The organism is Streptomyces sp. NBC_00576, from assembly GCF_036345175.1.
Classification (GTDB): domain Bacteria; phylum Actinomycetota; class Actinomycetes; order Streptomycetales; family Streptomycetaceae; genus Streptomyces.
The window spans coordinates 3,214,252-3,229,453 of record NZ_CP107780.1 but is presented as its reverse complement, the minus strand read 5'-3'; the positions used below and the strand labels follow the sequence as shown (position 1 = coordinate 3,229,453).

At 68.3% G+C, this 15,202-nt stretch carries 14 protein-coding genes and 1 pseudogene; 9 read left to right on the top strand and 6 right to left on the bottom strand.

The window, feature by feature from the left end; genetic code table 11:
* Positions 1-310 precede the first annotated feature (310 nt).
* The 8 genes from OG734_RS13350 to OG734_RS13315 all read left to right on the top strand — a co-directional run bounded on the left by OG734_RS13350 (position 311) and on the right by OG734_RS13315 (position 7,507).
* Positions 311-958, top strand: a complete 648-nt coding sequence (locus tag OG734_RS13350; RefSeq protein ID WP_330287706.1) for a DUF6230 family protein — start codon at positions 311-313, stop codon at positions 956-958.
* A 101-nt stretch (positions 959-1,059) separates the two neighbouring features.
* A complete protein-coding gene (locus tag OG734_RS13345) occupies positions 1,060-1,668 on the top strand; it encodes a DUF6114 domain-containing protein (protein WP_330287705.1) in 609 nt (202 codons plus the stop codon).
* Positions 1,658-3,073 (top strand): hypothetical protein, encoded by a 1,416-nt coding sequence (locus OG734_RS13340; RefSeq protein WP_330287704.1) that lies wholly within the window; start codon positions 1,658-1,660, stop codon positions 3,071-3,073. Before OG734_RS13345 ends, OG734_RS13340 begins: the two co-directional genes overlap by 11 nt.
* Positions 3,074-3,449: 376 nt before the next feature.
* Positions 3,450-4,211 carry a DUF6193 family natural product biosynthesis protein gene (locus OG734_RS13335; protein ID WP_330287703.1) on the top strand — a complete coding sequence of 254 codons (762 nt, stop codon included), beginning with the start codon at positions 3,450-3,452 and terminating at the stop codon, positions 4,209-4,211.
* A gap of 125 nt (positions 4,212-4,336) precedes the next feature.
* Complete coding sequence (locus OG734_RS13330; protein WP_330287702.1) at positions 4,337-4,828, top strand: hypothetical protein; 492 nt, start codon at positions 4,337-4,339, stop codon at positions 4,826-4,828.
* A 127-nt stretch (positions 4,829-4,955) separates the two neighbouring features.
* A complete protein-coding gene (locus OG734_RS13325) occupies positions 4,956-5,459 on the top strand; it encodes a hypothetical protein (protein ID WP_330287701.1) in 504 nt (167 codons plus the stop codon).
* Positions 5,460-6,456: 997 nt separating this feature from the next.
* Positions 6,457-7,308, top strand: coding sequence for a helix-turn-helix domain-containing protein (locus OG734_RS13320; RefSeq protein ID WP_330287700.1), 852 nt, complete (start codon positions 6,457-6,459; stop codon positions 7,306-7,308).
* A 7-nt stretch (positions 7,309-7,315) separates the two neighbouring features.
* On the top strand, positions 7,316-7,507 hold the full coding sequence (locus tag OG734_RS13315; protein ID WP_330287699.1) for a hypothetical protein: 192 nt from the start codon (positions 7,316-7,318) through the stop codon (positions 7,505-7,507).
* A gap of 46 nt (positions 7,508-7,553) precedes the next feature.
* Here the strand turns inward: OG734_RS13315 and OG734_RS13310 are convergent, their stop codons facing one another.
* The 5 genes from OG734_RS13310 to OG734_RS13290 all read right to left on the bottom strand — a co-directional run bounded on the left by OG734_RS13310 (position 7,554) and on the right by OG734_RS13290 (position 13,199).
* Entirely contained in the window at positions 7,554-7,838 is a 285-nt protein-coding gene (locus tag OG734_RS13310) for a hypothetical protein (RefSeq protein WP_330287698.1), read from the bottom strand.
* Positions 7,839-8,014: 176 nt separating this feature from the next.
* Positions 8,015-9,445, bottom strand: coding sequence for a pyruvate kinase (gene pyk, locus OG734_RS13305; RefSeq protein ID WP_330287697.1), 1,431 nt, complete (start codon positions 9,443-9,445; stop codon positions 8,015-8,017).
* A gap of 153 nt (positions 9,446-9,598) precedes the next feature.
* Positions 9,599-10,819 carry an acetate kinase gene (locus OG734_RS13300; RefSeq protein WP_330287696.1) on the bottom strand — a complete coding sequence of 407 codons (1,221 nt, stop codon included), beginning with the start codon at positions 10,817-10,819 and terminating at the stop codon, positions 9,599-9,601.
* Positions 10,816-12,951 (bottom strand): phosphate acetyltransferase, encoded by a 2,136-nt coding sequence (pta, locus tag OG734_RS13295; RefSeq protein WP_330287695.1) that lies wholly within the window; start codon positions 12,949-12,951, stop codon positions 10,816-10,818. Before pta ends, OG734_RS13300 begins: the two co-directional genes overlap by 4 nt.
* Entirely contained in the window at positions 12,948-13,199 is a 252-nt protein-coding gene (locus OG734_RS13290; RefSeq protein ID WP_330287694.1) for a hypothetical protein, read from the bottom strand. The genes pta and OG734_RS13290 overlap by 4 nt, the downstream gene beginning before the upstream one ends.
* Here OG734_RS13290 and OG734_RS13285 point away from each other — a divergent pair.
* Positions 13,192-14,217 carry an ATP-dependent 6-phosphofructokinase gene (locus tag OG734_RS13285; protein WP_330287693.1) on the top strand — a complete coding sequence of 342 codons (1,026 nt, stop codon included), beginning with the start codon at positions 13,192-13,194 and terminating at the stop codon, positions 14,215-14,217. The genes OG734_RS13290 and OG734_RS13285 overlap by 8 nt on opposite strands.
* A 33-nt stretch (positions 14,218-14,250) precedes the next feature.
* On the opposite strand, the pseudogene OG734_RS13280 reads toward OG734_RS13285, so the two are convergent.
* Positions 14,251-14,967 (bottom strand): annotated as a pseudogene (locus OG734_RS13280) (helix-turn-helix domain-containing protein); the annotation flags it as partial.
* Between the last annotated feature and the right edge of the window lie 235 nt (positions 14,968-15,202).

Genomic DNA, 15,202 nt, shown 5'->3' with positions numbered 1-15,202 from the left:
ACAGCCAGTCGGCCGGACGGGAGTTGTTGGGTCCCCACCGGGCAGAGTCGGCGGCAGTGGCGCCGGCTCTCGGACAGGGGGGTCTTCGCCTTCGGGTGGAGCCTGTCCGGCAAGGTTGTGCGTGATGTGCGTCAGGCGCGACCAGTGGTTGTCGCTCGGGGGTGATCGCCGGTGATTCGGGCGCTGTTCGCGCCGTCGAGCGCGGGCGCTCTCCTTACCGAGGACGTAGCACTTCTCCCATCCCTGCCCGGCTGAGCCGCCGTTATGGGGCAGTCAGGGCCAGGAGATGTACGTCCGAGAAGGAGGAAATATGGAGTCCCAGGTGCGTGGCGGGACCAGATGGAAGCGTTTCGCTGTGGTGATGGTGCCCAGCGTTGCCGCTACGGCATGTATAGGTGTTGCCCTCGCGCAGGGTGCTCTCGCCGCTTCGTTCAGCGTTTCCGGTCAGTCGTTCAAGGTGACGGCGGATCAGCTCAACGGTAAGGGTTTCTCGCAGTATGGGGCGATCGACACGGGTTACACCCTGTCGGGCGACCAGGCGATGCACCCTGTCGCGGTCTCGGCGTTCAACAGTGCCGAGATCACCAAGATGTGCCAGTCCGTGGTCACGCCGAACATCCCGATCATCGGTTCGGTGACCCTCAGGCTGGAGGCCGGCGGCGGCGGTACGCCGGTCAAGGCCGAGAACCTGTACATCGACGTCGAGGACCTGGAGGCCAACGCGGTCTTCCACGGCATCGACATCGGCGTGGCAGCCGGTTCCTTCAACAAGGGACCGAAGGTCAAGTCGGACGAGATCACGGGTAAGAAGGCGAACCCGTACGGTTTCGGCCAGCAGGCCGACTCCGTGGAGCTCTCCAAGGTGAAGCAGACGGCGTGGGCCACCACTGCCGGAACCTTCGAGCTCAGTGGTCTCTCGATGAAGCTGTCGAAGGGCACTGGCGCCGAGTGCTACTAAGCACTCAGTGACGGGCGGGGCCCGATGGTGCCCCGCCCGTTCGCTCTCCTACACCGCATCAACACTCATCACGGCAACACCGCTCCAGGGAGCTGTTTTCCATGAACGCCGAGTCGCCCGCGCAGGACGAGCACTATCTTCACGTCTTCAAGCGGAAGTTCCGCGACTGGCGGGGTACCCGCCCGTTCTGGGCAGGCCTCCTGGTCCTGCTCGCCGGCTTCCCGATCATGTACTTCCCGTACTTCAACCTCCAGATCGGCCATCTCACGATGGCGATGTCGACGACGGCGGGCGCGGGATCCCTGATCATCGGTGTGCTGCTCGTCGTACTCGGTATCAACCTCTGGTTCCAGAAGCACGTACGGACCTTCGCCGGCACCGCCGCGATCCTGCTGGGACTGGTGTCCCTCCCGGTCTCCAACTTCGGCGGGTTCATCATCGGCTTCCTGCTGGCCCTGGTCGGCGGCGCGCTGGCCATCGCCTGGGCGCCTGGTGAGCCGGAGTCGAAGTACGGGGAGCCCGCGCGCAAGGACACGGATGCGGCCCTCGCCGCTGCGGCCCCTGTGTCTGCCGAGGCCACCGACGGAGCGGACCCGGTTGCGGCGCAGAGCCGACTGGACATGAGCAAGCCGAACGAGCCGTACGAGCCGAACGATCTGTCAGGAACGAGCCCGGTGAACGGGGCGAACGGGAGGCACAGTGCCGGCTGACGAGGTGACCCATGGGACTGACGTGGACACGTCCCGCGGGAGAACCGGGCCGCGGCATGCGGCCCCGAAAAAGCCGCTGTTCACCAGGTTCCAAATGCCCGCCGGCAAGGCGATAGCCCTGGCGGCGATGCCGACGGCCGTGTTCATGGGCCTGGGGTTCACGCCGACGCTCGCCAACGCCGATGACGCTCCGGCGTCCAACAGCCAGGCGGCCGAGGAGTACAAGGACTGCGTCGCGGCGATGGAGGACGACGCCTCGGCGTCGGCCACCCCGTCGGCGTCCCCCACGGACAGTACGTCCGGCGAGGACTCCGACGAAGCGACGCCGACTCCGTCGGCCACCGCCGGCGACTCCGACTCGGGCGACGACTCGGCCTCGGGCGACTCCTCTTCGTCGGATTCAGGTTCCGACGACGCGGCCGAGCCCACCCCGACCCCGACGCCCTCGGCGGGCAAGACGACGTCCACCGGCAGCACCGGCGGCGACAGCGACAAGGCCACGCCCACCCCCTCGGCGAGCGCGAGCGCCCCCGAGGAGAAGAGCGGCGGCCTGCTGGACACCATCGGCGACGCGATAACGGGCATCTTCACGGGCGGCACCGACTCGTCGAGCGACACGGCGTCCACGACCTCCACGGAGTCGACGGAGACCACCGATTCGGCCCCGGCCGCCAGCCCGACGCCGACCGCGTCACCGGCGGCGAGCCCGGAGACGGCGGCCAAGGACACGACCGACACCGCTACGGTCAAGGACACGACGCCGAAGGTCACCGAGGTCCTCAAGGACGCCACCGACACGGCGGCCAAGGCGGCCGAGGACGCTACGAAGGCGACCAAGGACACCACGAAGGCGGCCGCGGACACCACGAAGGCGGCTGAGGACGCCACAGCCTCCCCGAGCGCCTCCGCGAGCCCCACGCCGGACGCGGACGACTGCCCTGTCGCTACCGACGACGAGGGCGGTGTCGACAACACCATCCGGCTGCCCGACGACCCGTGGATCCTGCAGGCCAGTTCGCTGCTGCTCAAGGGCGCGGACTACCAGGGCATCGTCAAGGTGCGCACCGCCAGCGGCACGGTCAAGGAGGTCCTGAAGTACGTGATCTCCAACGGCACGGAGATCGGCGACCTGCACCAGATCGTCAAGGACGACCTGTCGGGCAAGACGTACCACGTCGAAGCCAGGAAGGGCGACCCGAAGTCCACGATCACCGACGGCAAGACGATCATGTACACGGAGAGCATCTCCGGCAACCTGTTCGGCCTGATCCCGGTGACGTTCAGCCCGAAGAGCCCTCCGCCCCTGAACATCCCCCTGATCTACTTCACGAACGTGAAGGTCATCCAGGCAGGCCAGTTCGGCGGCACGCTGACGGTCCCCGGCCTGCACCAGTACACGACCTGAGCGCCCACCACCCCGTTCGGGAGCCGCACCGAGGCCTGTGGCCCGACCCACCGCTGTTGGCGGGGGTCGGGCCACAGGCCTGTGCTGAGGTGAGAGCGGTGGTCGAACGGAATGGCGAATTCAAGGGTTGGCTCGGCAAGGTCATCGAGAAGTGAGAGGCGGCGGAATGCGTCATCGATGAGGTGACGCCGTCGAGCAGCAAGGGCGTCCAAGGCTCGGTGAGCAGTGCCGTATACCGCGCTGGGAACGGTGCGTGCGGGGCTCGCCACGCAGGCCGATGCCACCCTCGCTGCCATCAAGCCGGATCCTGCTCGCGTTTCGGATCTGTCCGGCTGACTGCTCACCGACGTCATACGGCCCACGCGAGGATGGGTGCATGAACAACCGTTCCAGCGAAGTACCTACGGAGCTCTACCGGGATCTGGTTGGACCGGGCGGCCTGGTCGAAGCGTTGGCTCGCGAGATGCCTCCACGCGGGCACTGTGTCGAGCTCCTGGCTCCCGTCGAGGGGGCCGATCCTGCGGTCGCTGCGTGCTGCACCCGTGGGGAGGCGCGGTTCGCCGTGTACGCGACCAACCGCGAGGAACGCGAGTTCCGTCTCGAAATATCAACCGACACCGGCTGGCGGTGGGGTGCCTTCGGGAGCACGTCCGACCTCGCCGTGGTCGCGGCAATCCTGCACGCCTGGTGCGGTGGCGCGTCGATCGACCGACTGCGGCGTGACTGGCCGCTTCTCGCAGGTGACCCGCTGGACGCGGCACCGCCAGGCAGGGTGGTGTCGACCGCTTGGCGGCTGACTTTGGAACGCTCGCCGGTAATCCGGCTCGGCGACGCCGAACTAGCCGAGGCTCTGTACGCGCAGCCAGCGCTACGCGTGTTCTTCCCGTTTCCGTCACACGGCGAGTTCGGCCTGCTGAGCAGCACTGCGGATCCATTCCACGAGGAGGTCCCGCGGGTGAGACCAGCGGGAGATAGTTTGTGGGACGTGGTCACACCGTGGTCGCGGCAGGCGCAGTCATGTGTGCTCGGAACTCGGCTCAGTGCTCGCGAGGCCGCAGCATTGGTTGCCGCGAACGTCCCCGCCGGCAGCGGTCCGGCCATCGAGGGAGGTTGGCCGACCGACCCCAGTACCGCCTGACTCGGGCATCGAGCGCTCCTGGGCGGGCCAAGCTGGCGCCCGGAGCGCGCTACTTGGCCAACCTGGCCAACTGCGACGTTCAGTCACAGCTCGTGATCGTGTTACGAGCTCATTGGGGGAGGGAAATGAGTGCTGCGGACGAGCTTTCCCGAGCCTTGGTGACGGGCACGTTCCTCGGCGTTGGCGCCGGATCTCCGCTGGCTGAAGTGGAGAATCGGCTCGGAGTCGGTGTGCGGCAAATCCACGGGCGGAAGCCGAATCGATTCCTTCGGGTCGATTTCGGATTGGTGGAGGTCACCTTCGACGGTGAATCAGAGCGGTTATGCCGGTGGCTGACCATTCACCTACACCGGCTCGACGACGTCCCCGGGATGGCTGTGGAAGTTCTTGAGAGATACGATCTCGACTTCTCCGGCGCAGTCACCTGGGGGCAGTTGTCGGCCGAGGTCCGGCATGCTGCTGAACCTGTAGTCCCGCCGACCGTTGAGGGGCTGCGTCCCCCGGTGGCGCCGCTGCGCTACAGGATTCCCACGGTGAAGGCGACTGTCCATCTGTCCCAGCTCGTGGAAGGCGATGAGCGCAGCAGGGTGATCGAGATGATAACGATCGGCGTCTGAGCAGCGCATCCATGGGAAGGGCAACTCCTCCGGGAGCGGCCCTTTTCGGTCGGCCGGAAGTGAGCCGCACGCGCTCCTCAGCCCAACTGGGAGAACGTTCGAGGTGCCATGGAAAGGTATAAGGCGCGTGGCTGCTGATCTCTCTCCGGCTCTCGGCGAGGTGCTGCGGCAGCTCGCCCAGGCCGTCGGCCAGTACGAGGACGATGCCTCGTTCGCCGACGATCACGACCGCTGGTCCCTCTACCGTGTGGCGATGGACACCCCAGCCGCCCTGCCGCTGCTGTTCGAGGCGGTGTCCCTGGAGCCGGACGGTCCGCTGGCATCCGGAGTCGTCGGTGACGTACTGGAACGAGTTCCGGGGGACGAGCGCGAGCGATGGGTACGGATCCTCCCGCCGACGGTGCGCGACTTCTCTGCGCGCCGGGCGCGGGACCTCGGGGTCCTGGAATCGCTCAAGCAGGGCGCCATGTCGGCAGAGGCCGTCGACGATCTCATCGACGGATGGTCCGACTGGCTTCAGCTGCGAGCGGTCCGTGTGACCACTGACCAGGACGCCCTGCGTGTTGTCTCTCAAAGGGGCCGGACCAAGAGGATCAGGCAGGCTGCCATCGACGCCCTCCGGCAGCGCTGAGTGCTCCGCAGGAAGCGCCGCGATCGGACGGCTGTGCCCCGCCGGGCGTTGGCCGACGCTGTTGGTTAATTCGGGGCTTCTATTTCGGCCCCGCTGAGCTTCGGCTCTGCGGGGCCGAATGCTGCGAAGTGGCTGGTGCGGGTGCGGATCCGGGTGTTCGGTGAGGTGGGCGAGGCTGATGGCGGCGCCAGTAACCCGCCGCACCCCCGCTTCACCTCCTCACACGCCCGCCCCCGCAAATTCCCGAGCCCCCTGCCAAGGCAGCACAGCCCACATCCGCGTGCCACCCCCAGGCTCCCGAGCCTCCCCGAACCCCCACTCCCCACCGCACCCCTCCACCACGCACCCCAGAACCCGCAACGCATCCCCCCTCCGCTCATCGCAAGCCGCAGCCAGCCGGGGATGAGTGTGCCTGCGGTGTCCGTCGTAGAGAACGACCTGCAGCTCCCCCTCCCACCACCGCAGCGACACGTACACCGAGGCATCCGCAGCGAACCGGAACGCGCAAGCCGTCAGCTCACCCACCACCTGCACCGCAGCGTCCGCCATCTCCTCCAGCCCATGCGTCTGGAGAACAACCCGAGTAGTAGCCCGGGCAACCCTTGAACTCACCGCCTCGGCAGGCAGGGTGAAGCCGTACGTGAGCGTGTCCGGGGAGGGCGGCGGCGCCTTCGTGAGGTCGGTCGAGATGGGACAGGCCGAGGCGGCGAGCGAAGCGGACATAGTGAACTCCCTTGCTGGACAGCGGACTTGACGCAGCCGACGTACACCCGACCGGTGGCTTGTCTCCCTGGCGCGAGCGCACCCCTCCCAGGGAAGGAGGACGCAGGCAGGCTCGCGCGATGCGCTTCCGAGTGATGCCGGGCCGTAAGCGACTAGTAACCAACCGTAGACCATGGCAGGAGTACATGTACTACTCTTCGCGGAAGTCCGGGTGGACCAGGGGAGCACCGCAGCGGCAGACTGGCCCCGTCACGCAGCCGAACAGGAGGGGCGCATGCCGCCGAGGAGCAAACCGACGGAGCGTCAGAGGCGGTTGGGCGCCGAACTGCGCAGGATGCGCACCTCGGCCGGGATCAAGACGGAGCACGCCGCCCGGCTGCTGAACGTCCCCCGTACGAACGTGCCCAACATGGAGTCGGGCCGCTCCGGCATCAGCGCCGACCGCGTGCGTACTCTCGCCGCCAACTACGGTTGCGCGGACGAGGAGTTCATCGAGGCCCTGGCAGCCATGGCCGCCGGGCGCGACAAGGGCTGGTGGGAGGAGTACCGGGACCAGCTCCCGGACGGCTTCCTGGACATCGCCGAGATGGAGTGGCACGCCAAACGACTGCGGATCACCGTCAGCGTGCACCTGCCGGGACTGCTCCAGACCGAGGACCACGCACGCGCCGTGTTCCGAGCCGTGATCCCGCCCCTGCTCGCCCCCGACCTCAACGCGCGCCTGGCCCACCGGGTCGACCGGCAGCAGGTACTCGACCGGACGGATCCCCCGGCCCTCGACGTCATCCTTCACGAGGCCGCGCTCCGCATGGAGTTCGGCGGATCCCCCGTCGCGCGGCGGCAGTTGCAGCACCTGCTGCACGCGTCCGAACGTGAGGCTGTGACGATACGCGTCATCCCGTTCAAGGCGGGCGGCTTCCCCGGCGCAGGACAGTCCGTCGTCTACGCCGAGTCGGCCGTCCCCCGCCTCGACACCGTGGAACTCGACAGCACACACGGCCCGGAGTTCATCGACACCCAGGCGCAACTCCACAAGTACCGCGCCCACCTCGACGCGGCCGAAGCCGTCGCGCTCGCCCCCGCGCCCTCACGGGACTTCATCCGCACCCTTGTCAACGACCTCTAGGAGACCCGTGCCCGACATCACCTGGGAAGAGCCCTACTGCGGCGAAGGCGCCAACTGCTTCCGCATAGGCACCGACCCCCACAACAACGCCTACATCGCCATCGCAGGCCAGGAGGACACCTACCTCACCGACACCCGAGACGCCCTCCGCACCCTCATCCAGGACATCAAGGCCGGCAAAGCCGACCACCTCCTGTGACCAGTTCGCCAAGACCTGTTGCCGAATTCAGCGCGAGTTCGACGTCCTACCGCGGGTCCTCCGCGGAGTCGGACAGGGCCTGGTCCTGGTCCTGGACATGGTCGGGTGCCTTCTGGATCGGATGGAGCGTGACCTCTCGTTCCTCCGGCAGCCAGTCGGCGTCGTCCTGGCCGAGTTGGATCGCGGCGGCGACGAGCTTTCCCGTGTCGACGTGGTAGGCGCCGTCCTCGTCCGGTTCCGCCTGCATCACCGCGTCGGTGATCGGGACCGAGACGTACCGCTCCTCGACGACCGTACGCCGCAGCCTGAACGACACCGAATACGTCGCCATGATCTCCCCCTGTTGTATCTGTTGCTCGCCGTCTCCGGCAGGTCGAACGCCAACCTATGACACCTCCCGGAGCTTGAGGAGTGCGTCTTCTGGCGCCCGGTCCCACGGCCGGCCGGATAACACCGAGGGCGCCCCCTGTCGCAGGGGACGCCCTCAAAAGCCGTACAAGCGCCCGATCAGGCGTGTTCGCCCTCGCCCAAGTGGTGCACGCGGACCATGTTCGTCGTGCCCGGGACACCGGGCGGGGAGCCGGCTGTCATGACGACGATCTCGCCGACCTTGAAGCGGTTCAGCTTCAGCATCTCCTGGTCGACCAGGGAGACCATCTCGTCCGTGCTGTTGACGAACGGGACGACGTACGAGTCGACGCCCCAGCTCAGGGCGAGCTGGTTGCGGGTGCCCTCGTCGGTGGTGAAAGCGACGATCGGCTGGGCGGCGCGGTAGCGGGAGAGGCGGCGGGCCGTGTCGCCGGACTTGGTGAAGGCGACCAGGCCCGTGCCGCCGAGGAAGTCGGCGATCTCGCAGGCCGCGCGGGCGACCGAGCCGCCCTGCGTCTTCGGCTTCTTGCCGGGGACGAGGGGCTGGAGGCCCTTGGAGAGGAGTTCCTCCTCCGCCGCCACCACGATCTTCGACATCGTGCGGACCGTCTCGAGCGGATACGCGCCGACCGACGACTCCGCGGACAGCATGACCGCGTCCGCGCCGTCCAGGATCGCGTTCGCCACGTCGGAGGCCTCGGCGCGCGTCGGGCGGGAGTTGGTGATCATCGACTCCATCATCTGGGTCGCGACGATCACCGGCTTGGCGTTGCGCCGGCACAGCTCCACCAGGCGCTTCTGCACCATCGGGACCCTTTCGAGGGGGTACTCGACGGCGAGGTCACCGCGGGCCACCATCACACCGTCGAAGGCCGCGACGACGGCGTCCATGTTGTCGACCGCCTGCGGCTTCTCCACCTTGGCGATGACCGGTACGCGGCGACCCTCCTCGTCCATGATCTTGTGGACGTCGTCCACGTCCCCGGCGTCACGGACGAAGGACAGGGCGACCAGGTCGCAGCCCATGCGCAGGGCGAAGCGCAGGTCGTCGATGTCCTTCTCGGAGAGTGCCGGGACGTTCACGGCCGCGCCGGGCAGGTTGATGCCCTTGTGGTCCGAGATGACGCCGCCCTCGATGACGATCGACTTCACCCGCGGACCCTCGACGTCCAGGACCTTCAGCTCGACGTTGCCGTCGTTGATCAGGATCTGGTCGCCGCGCGACACATCACCCGGGAGGCCCTTGTACGTCGTACCGCAGATGGTCTTGTCACCGGGGACGTCCTCGGTGGTGATGACGAACTCGTCGCCCCGCACCAGCTCGACGGGGCCCTCCGCGAAGGTCTCCAGGCGGATCTTGGGGCCCTGCAGGTCGGCGAGGACACCGATGGCCCGGCCGGTCTCCTTGGCGGCGGCCCTGACCCGGTCGTACCGGCCCTGGTGCTCGGCGTGTGTGCCGTGGCTGAAGTTGAACCGGGCCACGTTCATTCCGGCCTCGATCAGCGACACGAGCATTTCATGGGAGTCGACCGCGGGGCCGAGAGTACAAACGATTTTCGAACGGCGCATGGGGCGATCCTATCGGTTTGTTTCGCTTCGGAATATTCCGCCTGGTGGACGACGTAGAAGGCACGGACTGGACACAAAGGGGCGGGATAGCGCTCAGGTGAGGCTCTTCCTGCAATGTCACCTCAATGTTCGTCCAATATCCGTTAAGTGTCTTCACTTGTCCGTTCTCACAAGCGCGTACGTCTGTGTCGCGATCTCCAGCTCCTCGTCCGTCGGGACGACCGCCACCGCGACCCTTGAGCCCGCGGGAGAGATCAGCCGGGCCTCCTGGCTCCGTACGGCGTTCAGGGCGCCGTCCACGGCCACGCCGAGGCCCTCCAGGCCCGCCACCGCCGCCTCGCGCACCGGCGCCGCGTTTTCGCCCACTCCTGCCGTGAACGCGATGGCGTCCACCCGGCCGAGTACCGCGTAATAGGCGCCGATGTACTTCTTCAGACGGTGGATGTAGATGTCGAAGGCCAGCCGGGCCGCCGGGGCGTCCGCGCCGCCCTCGTCGATACGGCGGCGGATTTCCCGCATGTCGTTGTCTCCGCACAGGCCGAGCAGGCCGCTCTTCTTGTTGAGAAGAGTGTCGATCTCGTCCGTGGACATTCCGCCAACACGCGTCAAATGGAAGATGACGGCCGGGTCCAGGTCACCGGAGCGGGTACCCATGACGAGCCCCTCCAATGGCGTCAGCCCCATGGAGGTGTCCACGCACCTCCCGCCCCGCACGGCGGACGCGGACGCCCCGTTGCCCAGGTGCAGCACGATCACGTTCACGTCCTCGGGCGCCCGGCCCAGCAGCCGCGCCGTCTCCCGCGACACGTACGCGTGAGACGTGCCGTGGAACCCGTACCGCCTGATGCGGTGCTCGTCGGCCGTCTTCACGTCGATCGCGTAGCGGGCCGCCGACTCCGGCATCGTGGTGTGGAAGGCCGTGTCGAAGACCGCGACCTGGGGGAGGTCGGGGCGCAGGGTCTGGGCCGTGCGGATGCCGGTGAGGTTCGCCGGGTTGTGCAGCGGAGCCACCGGGATCAGCCGCTCGATCTCCGCGAGGACCGTGTCGTCGATGACCGTCGGCTCGGTGAAGGACAGGCCGCCGTGCACGACCCGGTGACCGATGGCCGCCAACTCCGGGGAGTCCAGGCCCAGTTCGTCCTTCGCAAGCTCTTCCGCCACCGCCTTCAGAGCCGCCTCGTGGTCGGCGATCGGGCCCGTGCGCTCGCGGGACGCGCCGCCGGTCGCCAGCGGGGTGTGCTTCAGACGGGACGTCTCCTCGCCGATGCGTTCCACCAGGCCCACGGCGAGGCGGCTGCTGTCGCGCATGTCGAGCAGCTGGTACTTCACCGACGACGAGCCGGAGTTGAGGACGAGGACGCGGGTCGCGGTCACTGGTGGGGCACCTTCTGAGTGGGGACCTGGCTGGGGACTGACCCGGCGGTCTGGGCCTGGATCGCCGTGATGGCGACCGTGGTGACGATGTCCGGGACCAGGGCGCCCCGGGACAGGTCGTTGACCGGCTTGCGCAGGCCCTGGAGGACCGGGCCGACGGCGATCGCGCCGGCCGAACGCTGCACGGCCTTGTAGGTGTTGTTGCCGGTGTTGAGGTCCGGGAAGATCAACACGCTTGCCTGGCCCGCGACTTCGGAGCCGGGCAGCTTGGTGGCGGCCACGGTCGGCTCCACGGCCGCGTCGTACTGGATCGGACCTTCTATCCGGAGGTCCGGGCGCCGCGAGCGGACGAGTTCCGTGGCCTCGCGCACCTTGTCGACGTCCGCGCCCGAACCCGACGTACCCGTCGAGTACGACAGCATCGCGATCCTCGGCTCCACGCCGAACTGCTCGGCGGTGGCCGCCGACTGGATGGCGATGTCGGCCAACTGCTCTGCGTTCGGGTCGGGGTTGACCGCGCAGTCGCCGTAGACCAGGACCTTGTCGGCCAGGCACATGAAGAAGACGGACGACACGATCGACGCGTCCGGCTTGGTCTTGATGATCTCGAAGGCGGGGCGGATCGTCGCCGCCGTCGAGTGGACGGAACCCGACACCATGCCGTCGGCCAGGCCCTCCTGGACCATCAGGGTGCCGAAGTAGTTGACGTCCGAGACGACGTCGTACGCCAGCTCGACCGTGACGCCCCGGTGCGCGCGGAGCGCGGCGTACTTCTCGGCGAACCGGTCCCTCAGCTTGGAGGTCTGCGGGTCGATCAGCTGGCAGTCGCCGAGGTCTATGCCCAGGTCGGCGGCCTTCTTGCGGATGCCGTCGACCGGGCCGAGCAGCGTCAGGTCGCACACGCCCCGGCGCAGCAGCACCTCGGCGGCGTGCAGGACGCGCTCCTCCGTGCCCTCGGGGAGGACGACCCGGCGCTTGTCGGCGCGGGCGCGTTCGAGGAGCTTGTGCTCGAACATCATGGGCGTGACCCGGTCGCTGCTGGGTGCGGAGACGCGCTTCAACAACTCGGTGGTGTCGACGTGGCGTTCGAACAGACCCAGCGCCGTCTCCGCCTTGCGTGGCGTGGCCGCGTTCAACTTCCCCTCCAGGGAGAAGAGTTGGGTGGCGGTGGGGAAGCTCGTGCCGGCCACGGAGACGACCGGGGTGCCCGGGGCGAGACGGGCGGCGAGGGTGAGGACCTCGTCGCTGGGGCGCTCGTTCAGGGTCAGCAGGACGCCCGCGATGGGCGGCGTACCGGCGCTGTGCGCGGCCAGGGCGCCGACGACCAGGTCGGCGCGGTCACCGGGGGTGACGACCAGGCAGCCGGGGGTCAGCGCGGTCAGGAAGTTGGGCAGCATCGCGCCGCCGAAGACGAAGTCCAGCGCGTCACGGGCGAGGCCCGAGTCGTCGCCGAGGAGCACCTTGCCGCCGAGCGCGTGGGTGATCTGGGCGACCGTCGGTGCGGAGAGGGCGGGCTCGTCGGGGAGGACGTAACAGGGCACGGGAAGGCGGGGGAGACGAGGGAGGCCGGAGTTGAGACCCTCGGCGATGCCGGCGCGGTCCTCGCGGGCGACACGGTTGGCGACCATGGCGAGGACGTCACAGCCCAGCGCCTCGTACGCTCGGTACGCGTTGCGCGTCTCGGCGAGCACCGACTCGGCGGTCTGGTCGCGTCCGCCGACGACCGCGACGACGGACGCGCCGAACTCGTTCGCGAGGCGGGCGTTGAGGGCCAGCTCGTCCGGGAACTGGGTGTCGGCGAAGTCGGTGCCGAGGACGAGGACGACGTCGTACTCGCGGGCGACGCGCAGGAAGCGGTCGACGAGGGTGGAGACGAGTTCGTCGGTGCCCTGCTCGGCCTGGAGCGCGGACGCCTCCGGGTAGTCCATGCCGTACACGGTCGCCGGGTCCTGGGAGAGGCGGTAGCGGGCGCGCAGCAGCTCGAAGAGACGGTCCGGGTTGTCGTGCACCAGGGGGCGGAAGACGCCCACGCGGTCGACCTGCCGGGTCAGGAGTTCCATGACTCCCAGCTCGACGACCTGGCGGCCGTCTCCCCGGTCGATCCCGGTCACGTACACGCTGCGGGTCGTCACGCGTGCTCTCCGTTTCCTTGTTCGTGGTTGATCGTCGTCGCTCGTCGTAGATCGTTTTGGTGCGCGCAAAAATCGCCCACCGGAGTGAGCGGAACCCTCTTGACAGTACCCGCGGCACTGGCTACGACGCCCGACAGGATCGAGGGCTCCGCCGGGGCGTGAAACAATTGGAGTGGCTCACCGGCATCACAAGCGAGCAGAGCGATCACCACGATCACAGCGAGCAGGAGACACAGCACGATGCGCATCGGAGTTCTCACCGCAGGCGGCGACTGTCCGGGCCTGAACGCAGTGATCCGGTCGGTCGTGCACCGAGCGGTCACTCAGTACGACGACGAGGTCATCGGCTTCGAGGACGGTTACGCGGGGCTCCTCGACGGCCGCTACCGCACCCTCGACCTCGACGCCGTCAGCGGCATCCTCGCCCGCGGCGGCACCATCCTCGGCTCGTCCCGTCTCCAGCGCGACCGGCTGCGCGAGGCCTGCGAGAACGCGCAGGACATGGCCCGCGAGTTCGGTATCGACGTACTGATCCCGATCGGCGGCGAGGGCACGCTGACGGCGGCCCGGATGCTGAGCGACGCGCGCCTCCCGGTCGTCGGCGTCCCCAAGACCATCGACAACGACATCTCGTCGACGGACCGCACCTTCGGCTTCGACACGGCGGTGGGCGTCGCGACGGAGGCGATGGACCGCCTGAAGACCACCGCCGAGTCGCATCAGCGCGTGATGGTCGTCGAGGTCATGGGCCGGCACGCGGGCTGGATCGCCCTGGAGTCAGGCATGGCCGCCGGCGCGCACGGCATCTGCCTGCCCGAGCGACCCTTCGACCCCGATCACCTCGTCAAGATGGTCGAGGAACGGTTCGCGCGCGGCAAGAAGTTCGCCGTCATCTGCGTCGCCGAGGGCGCGCACCCCGCCGAGGGCAGCATGGACTACGGCCACGGCGCGATTGACCAGTTCGGCCACGAGCGCTTCCAGGGCATCGGTACGGCACTGGCGTACGAGCTGGAACGACGGCTCGGCAAGGAGGCCAAGCCGGTCATCCTCGGCCACATCCAGCGCGGCGGCACGCCCACCGCGTACGACCGCGTCCTCGCGACCCGGTTCGGCTGGCACGCGGTGGAGGCCGCGCACCAGGGCCAGTTCGGGCGGATGACGGCGCTGCGCGGGACGGACGTGGTGATGGTGCCGCTGGCTGAGGCGGTCACCGAGTTGAAGACGGTCCCGAAGGACCGGATGGACGAGGCGGAGTCGGTCTTCTAGGTCTGGATGGTCAAGGGGCGTAGAGGCGAAGGCGTCGATCCTCGCCCAGAAGTGCTCCACGATCCGGTCGAGGAAGTCGCGTCCGATGTGACTCGCCTCGGTCGCCGCGGAACCGTCCGACCAGGTCAGGGTGGCGGTGAGCTGCCCCCGGTAGTAGCGGTGCAGCTCCTGGAGGGTGCTCTCCAGGAGACGCCGGTTCAGCGGGACCAGCTTGTTGACGGGGCGGACGTACGCCTGCCAGCGCGTCGTGACGGCGCTGCGCAGCAGGCCGGCGAGCTTGCCGTCGAGGCCGGTGAGGGTGATGAAGTCGGCGAGCGAGAGAGCGAGCACCTCGGCGAGAATCGCGGACTGCCGCTCGGTGCCGCGCCACTCCCCGCTCTCCTCCATCCGTATGTAGACGAGGAGTTCGAGCCCGACGGCCCGGGCGACGTCCTCGGCCCTGAGGCCGCGCGCGGCGCGATGCTCGCGCAAGGTGCCGGGGTGGCCGATGAGTTCGCAGGGCGCACACCACAACACACCTGCGAGAGCGGTGAGTTCATGCTTGCCGGGGGCCATGATGCCGCGTTCCCAGGCGATCACGTGGTCGGGCGTGATGTACGGCAGTCCGTACGAGACCCGCATCCCGTACGCGACATGTTCGGGGCCCATCCCGAGGGCGGTACGGAGTCTGCGGGCGGCGTGGGCGTCGAAGGGCGGGGTCGGCGGCGTGGGCGGTGGGGGCGGAACTGTAGGTCGGCGCACGCGCCACAAGCTAGGGGTGCCAGGCGGCGGTGACTACGTTCTGTTCGGCCACAATTACGGATTGTAGGAAGCTACGGCCGGGCGGGTGTTCCGGGGTGCTTCAGGGGTCGCCTCGGGGTGGCTGACCGTCGCGGGGTGGCGGCGTCGCGAGGACTCTTCGCGGTGGGTGATCGTGCAAACGGCAAGGTGGTGGGGCATATGCACGCCTGTCCGTCGGTTGCGCGTGCGGGATCGGGGCGGCTGG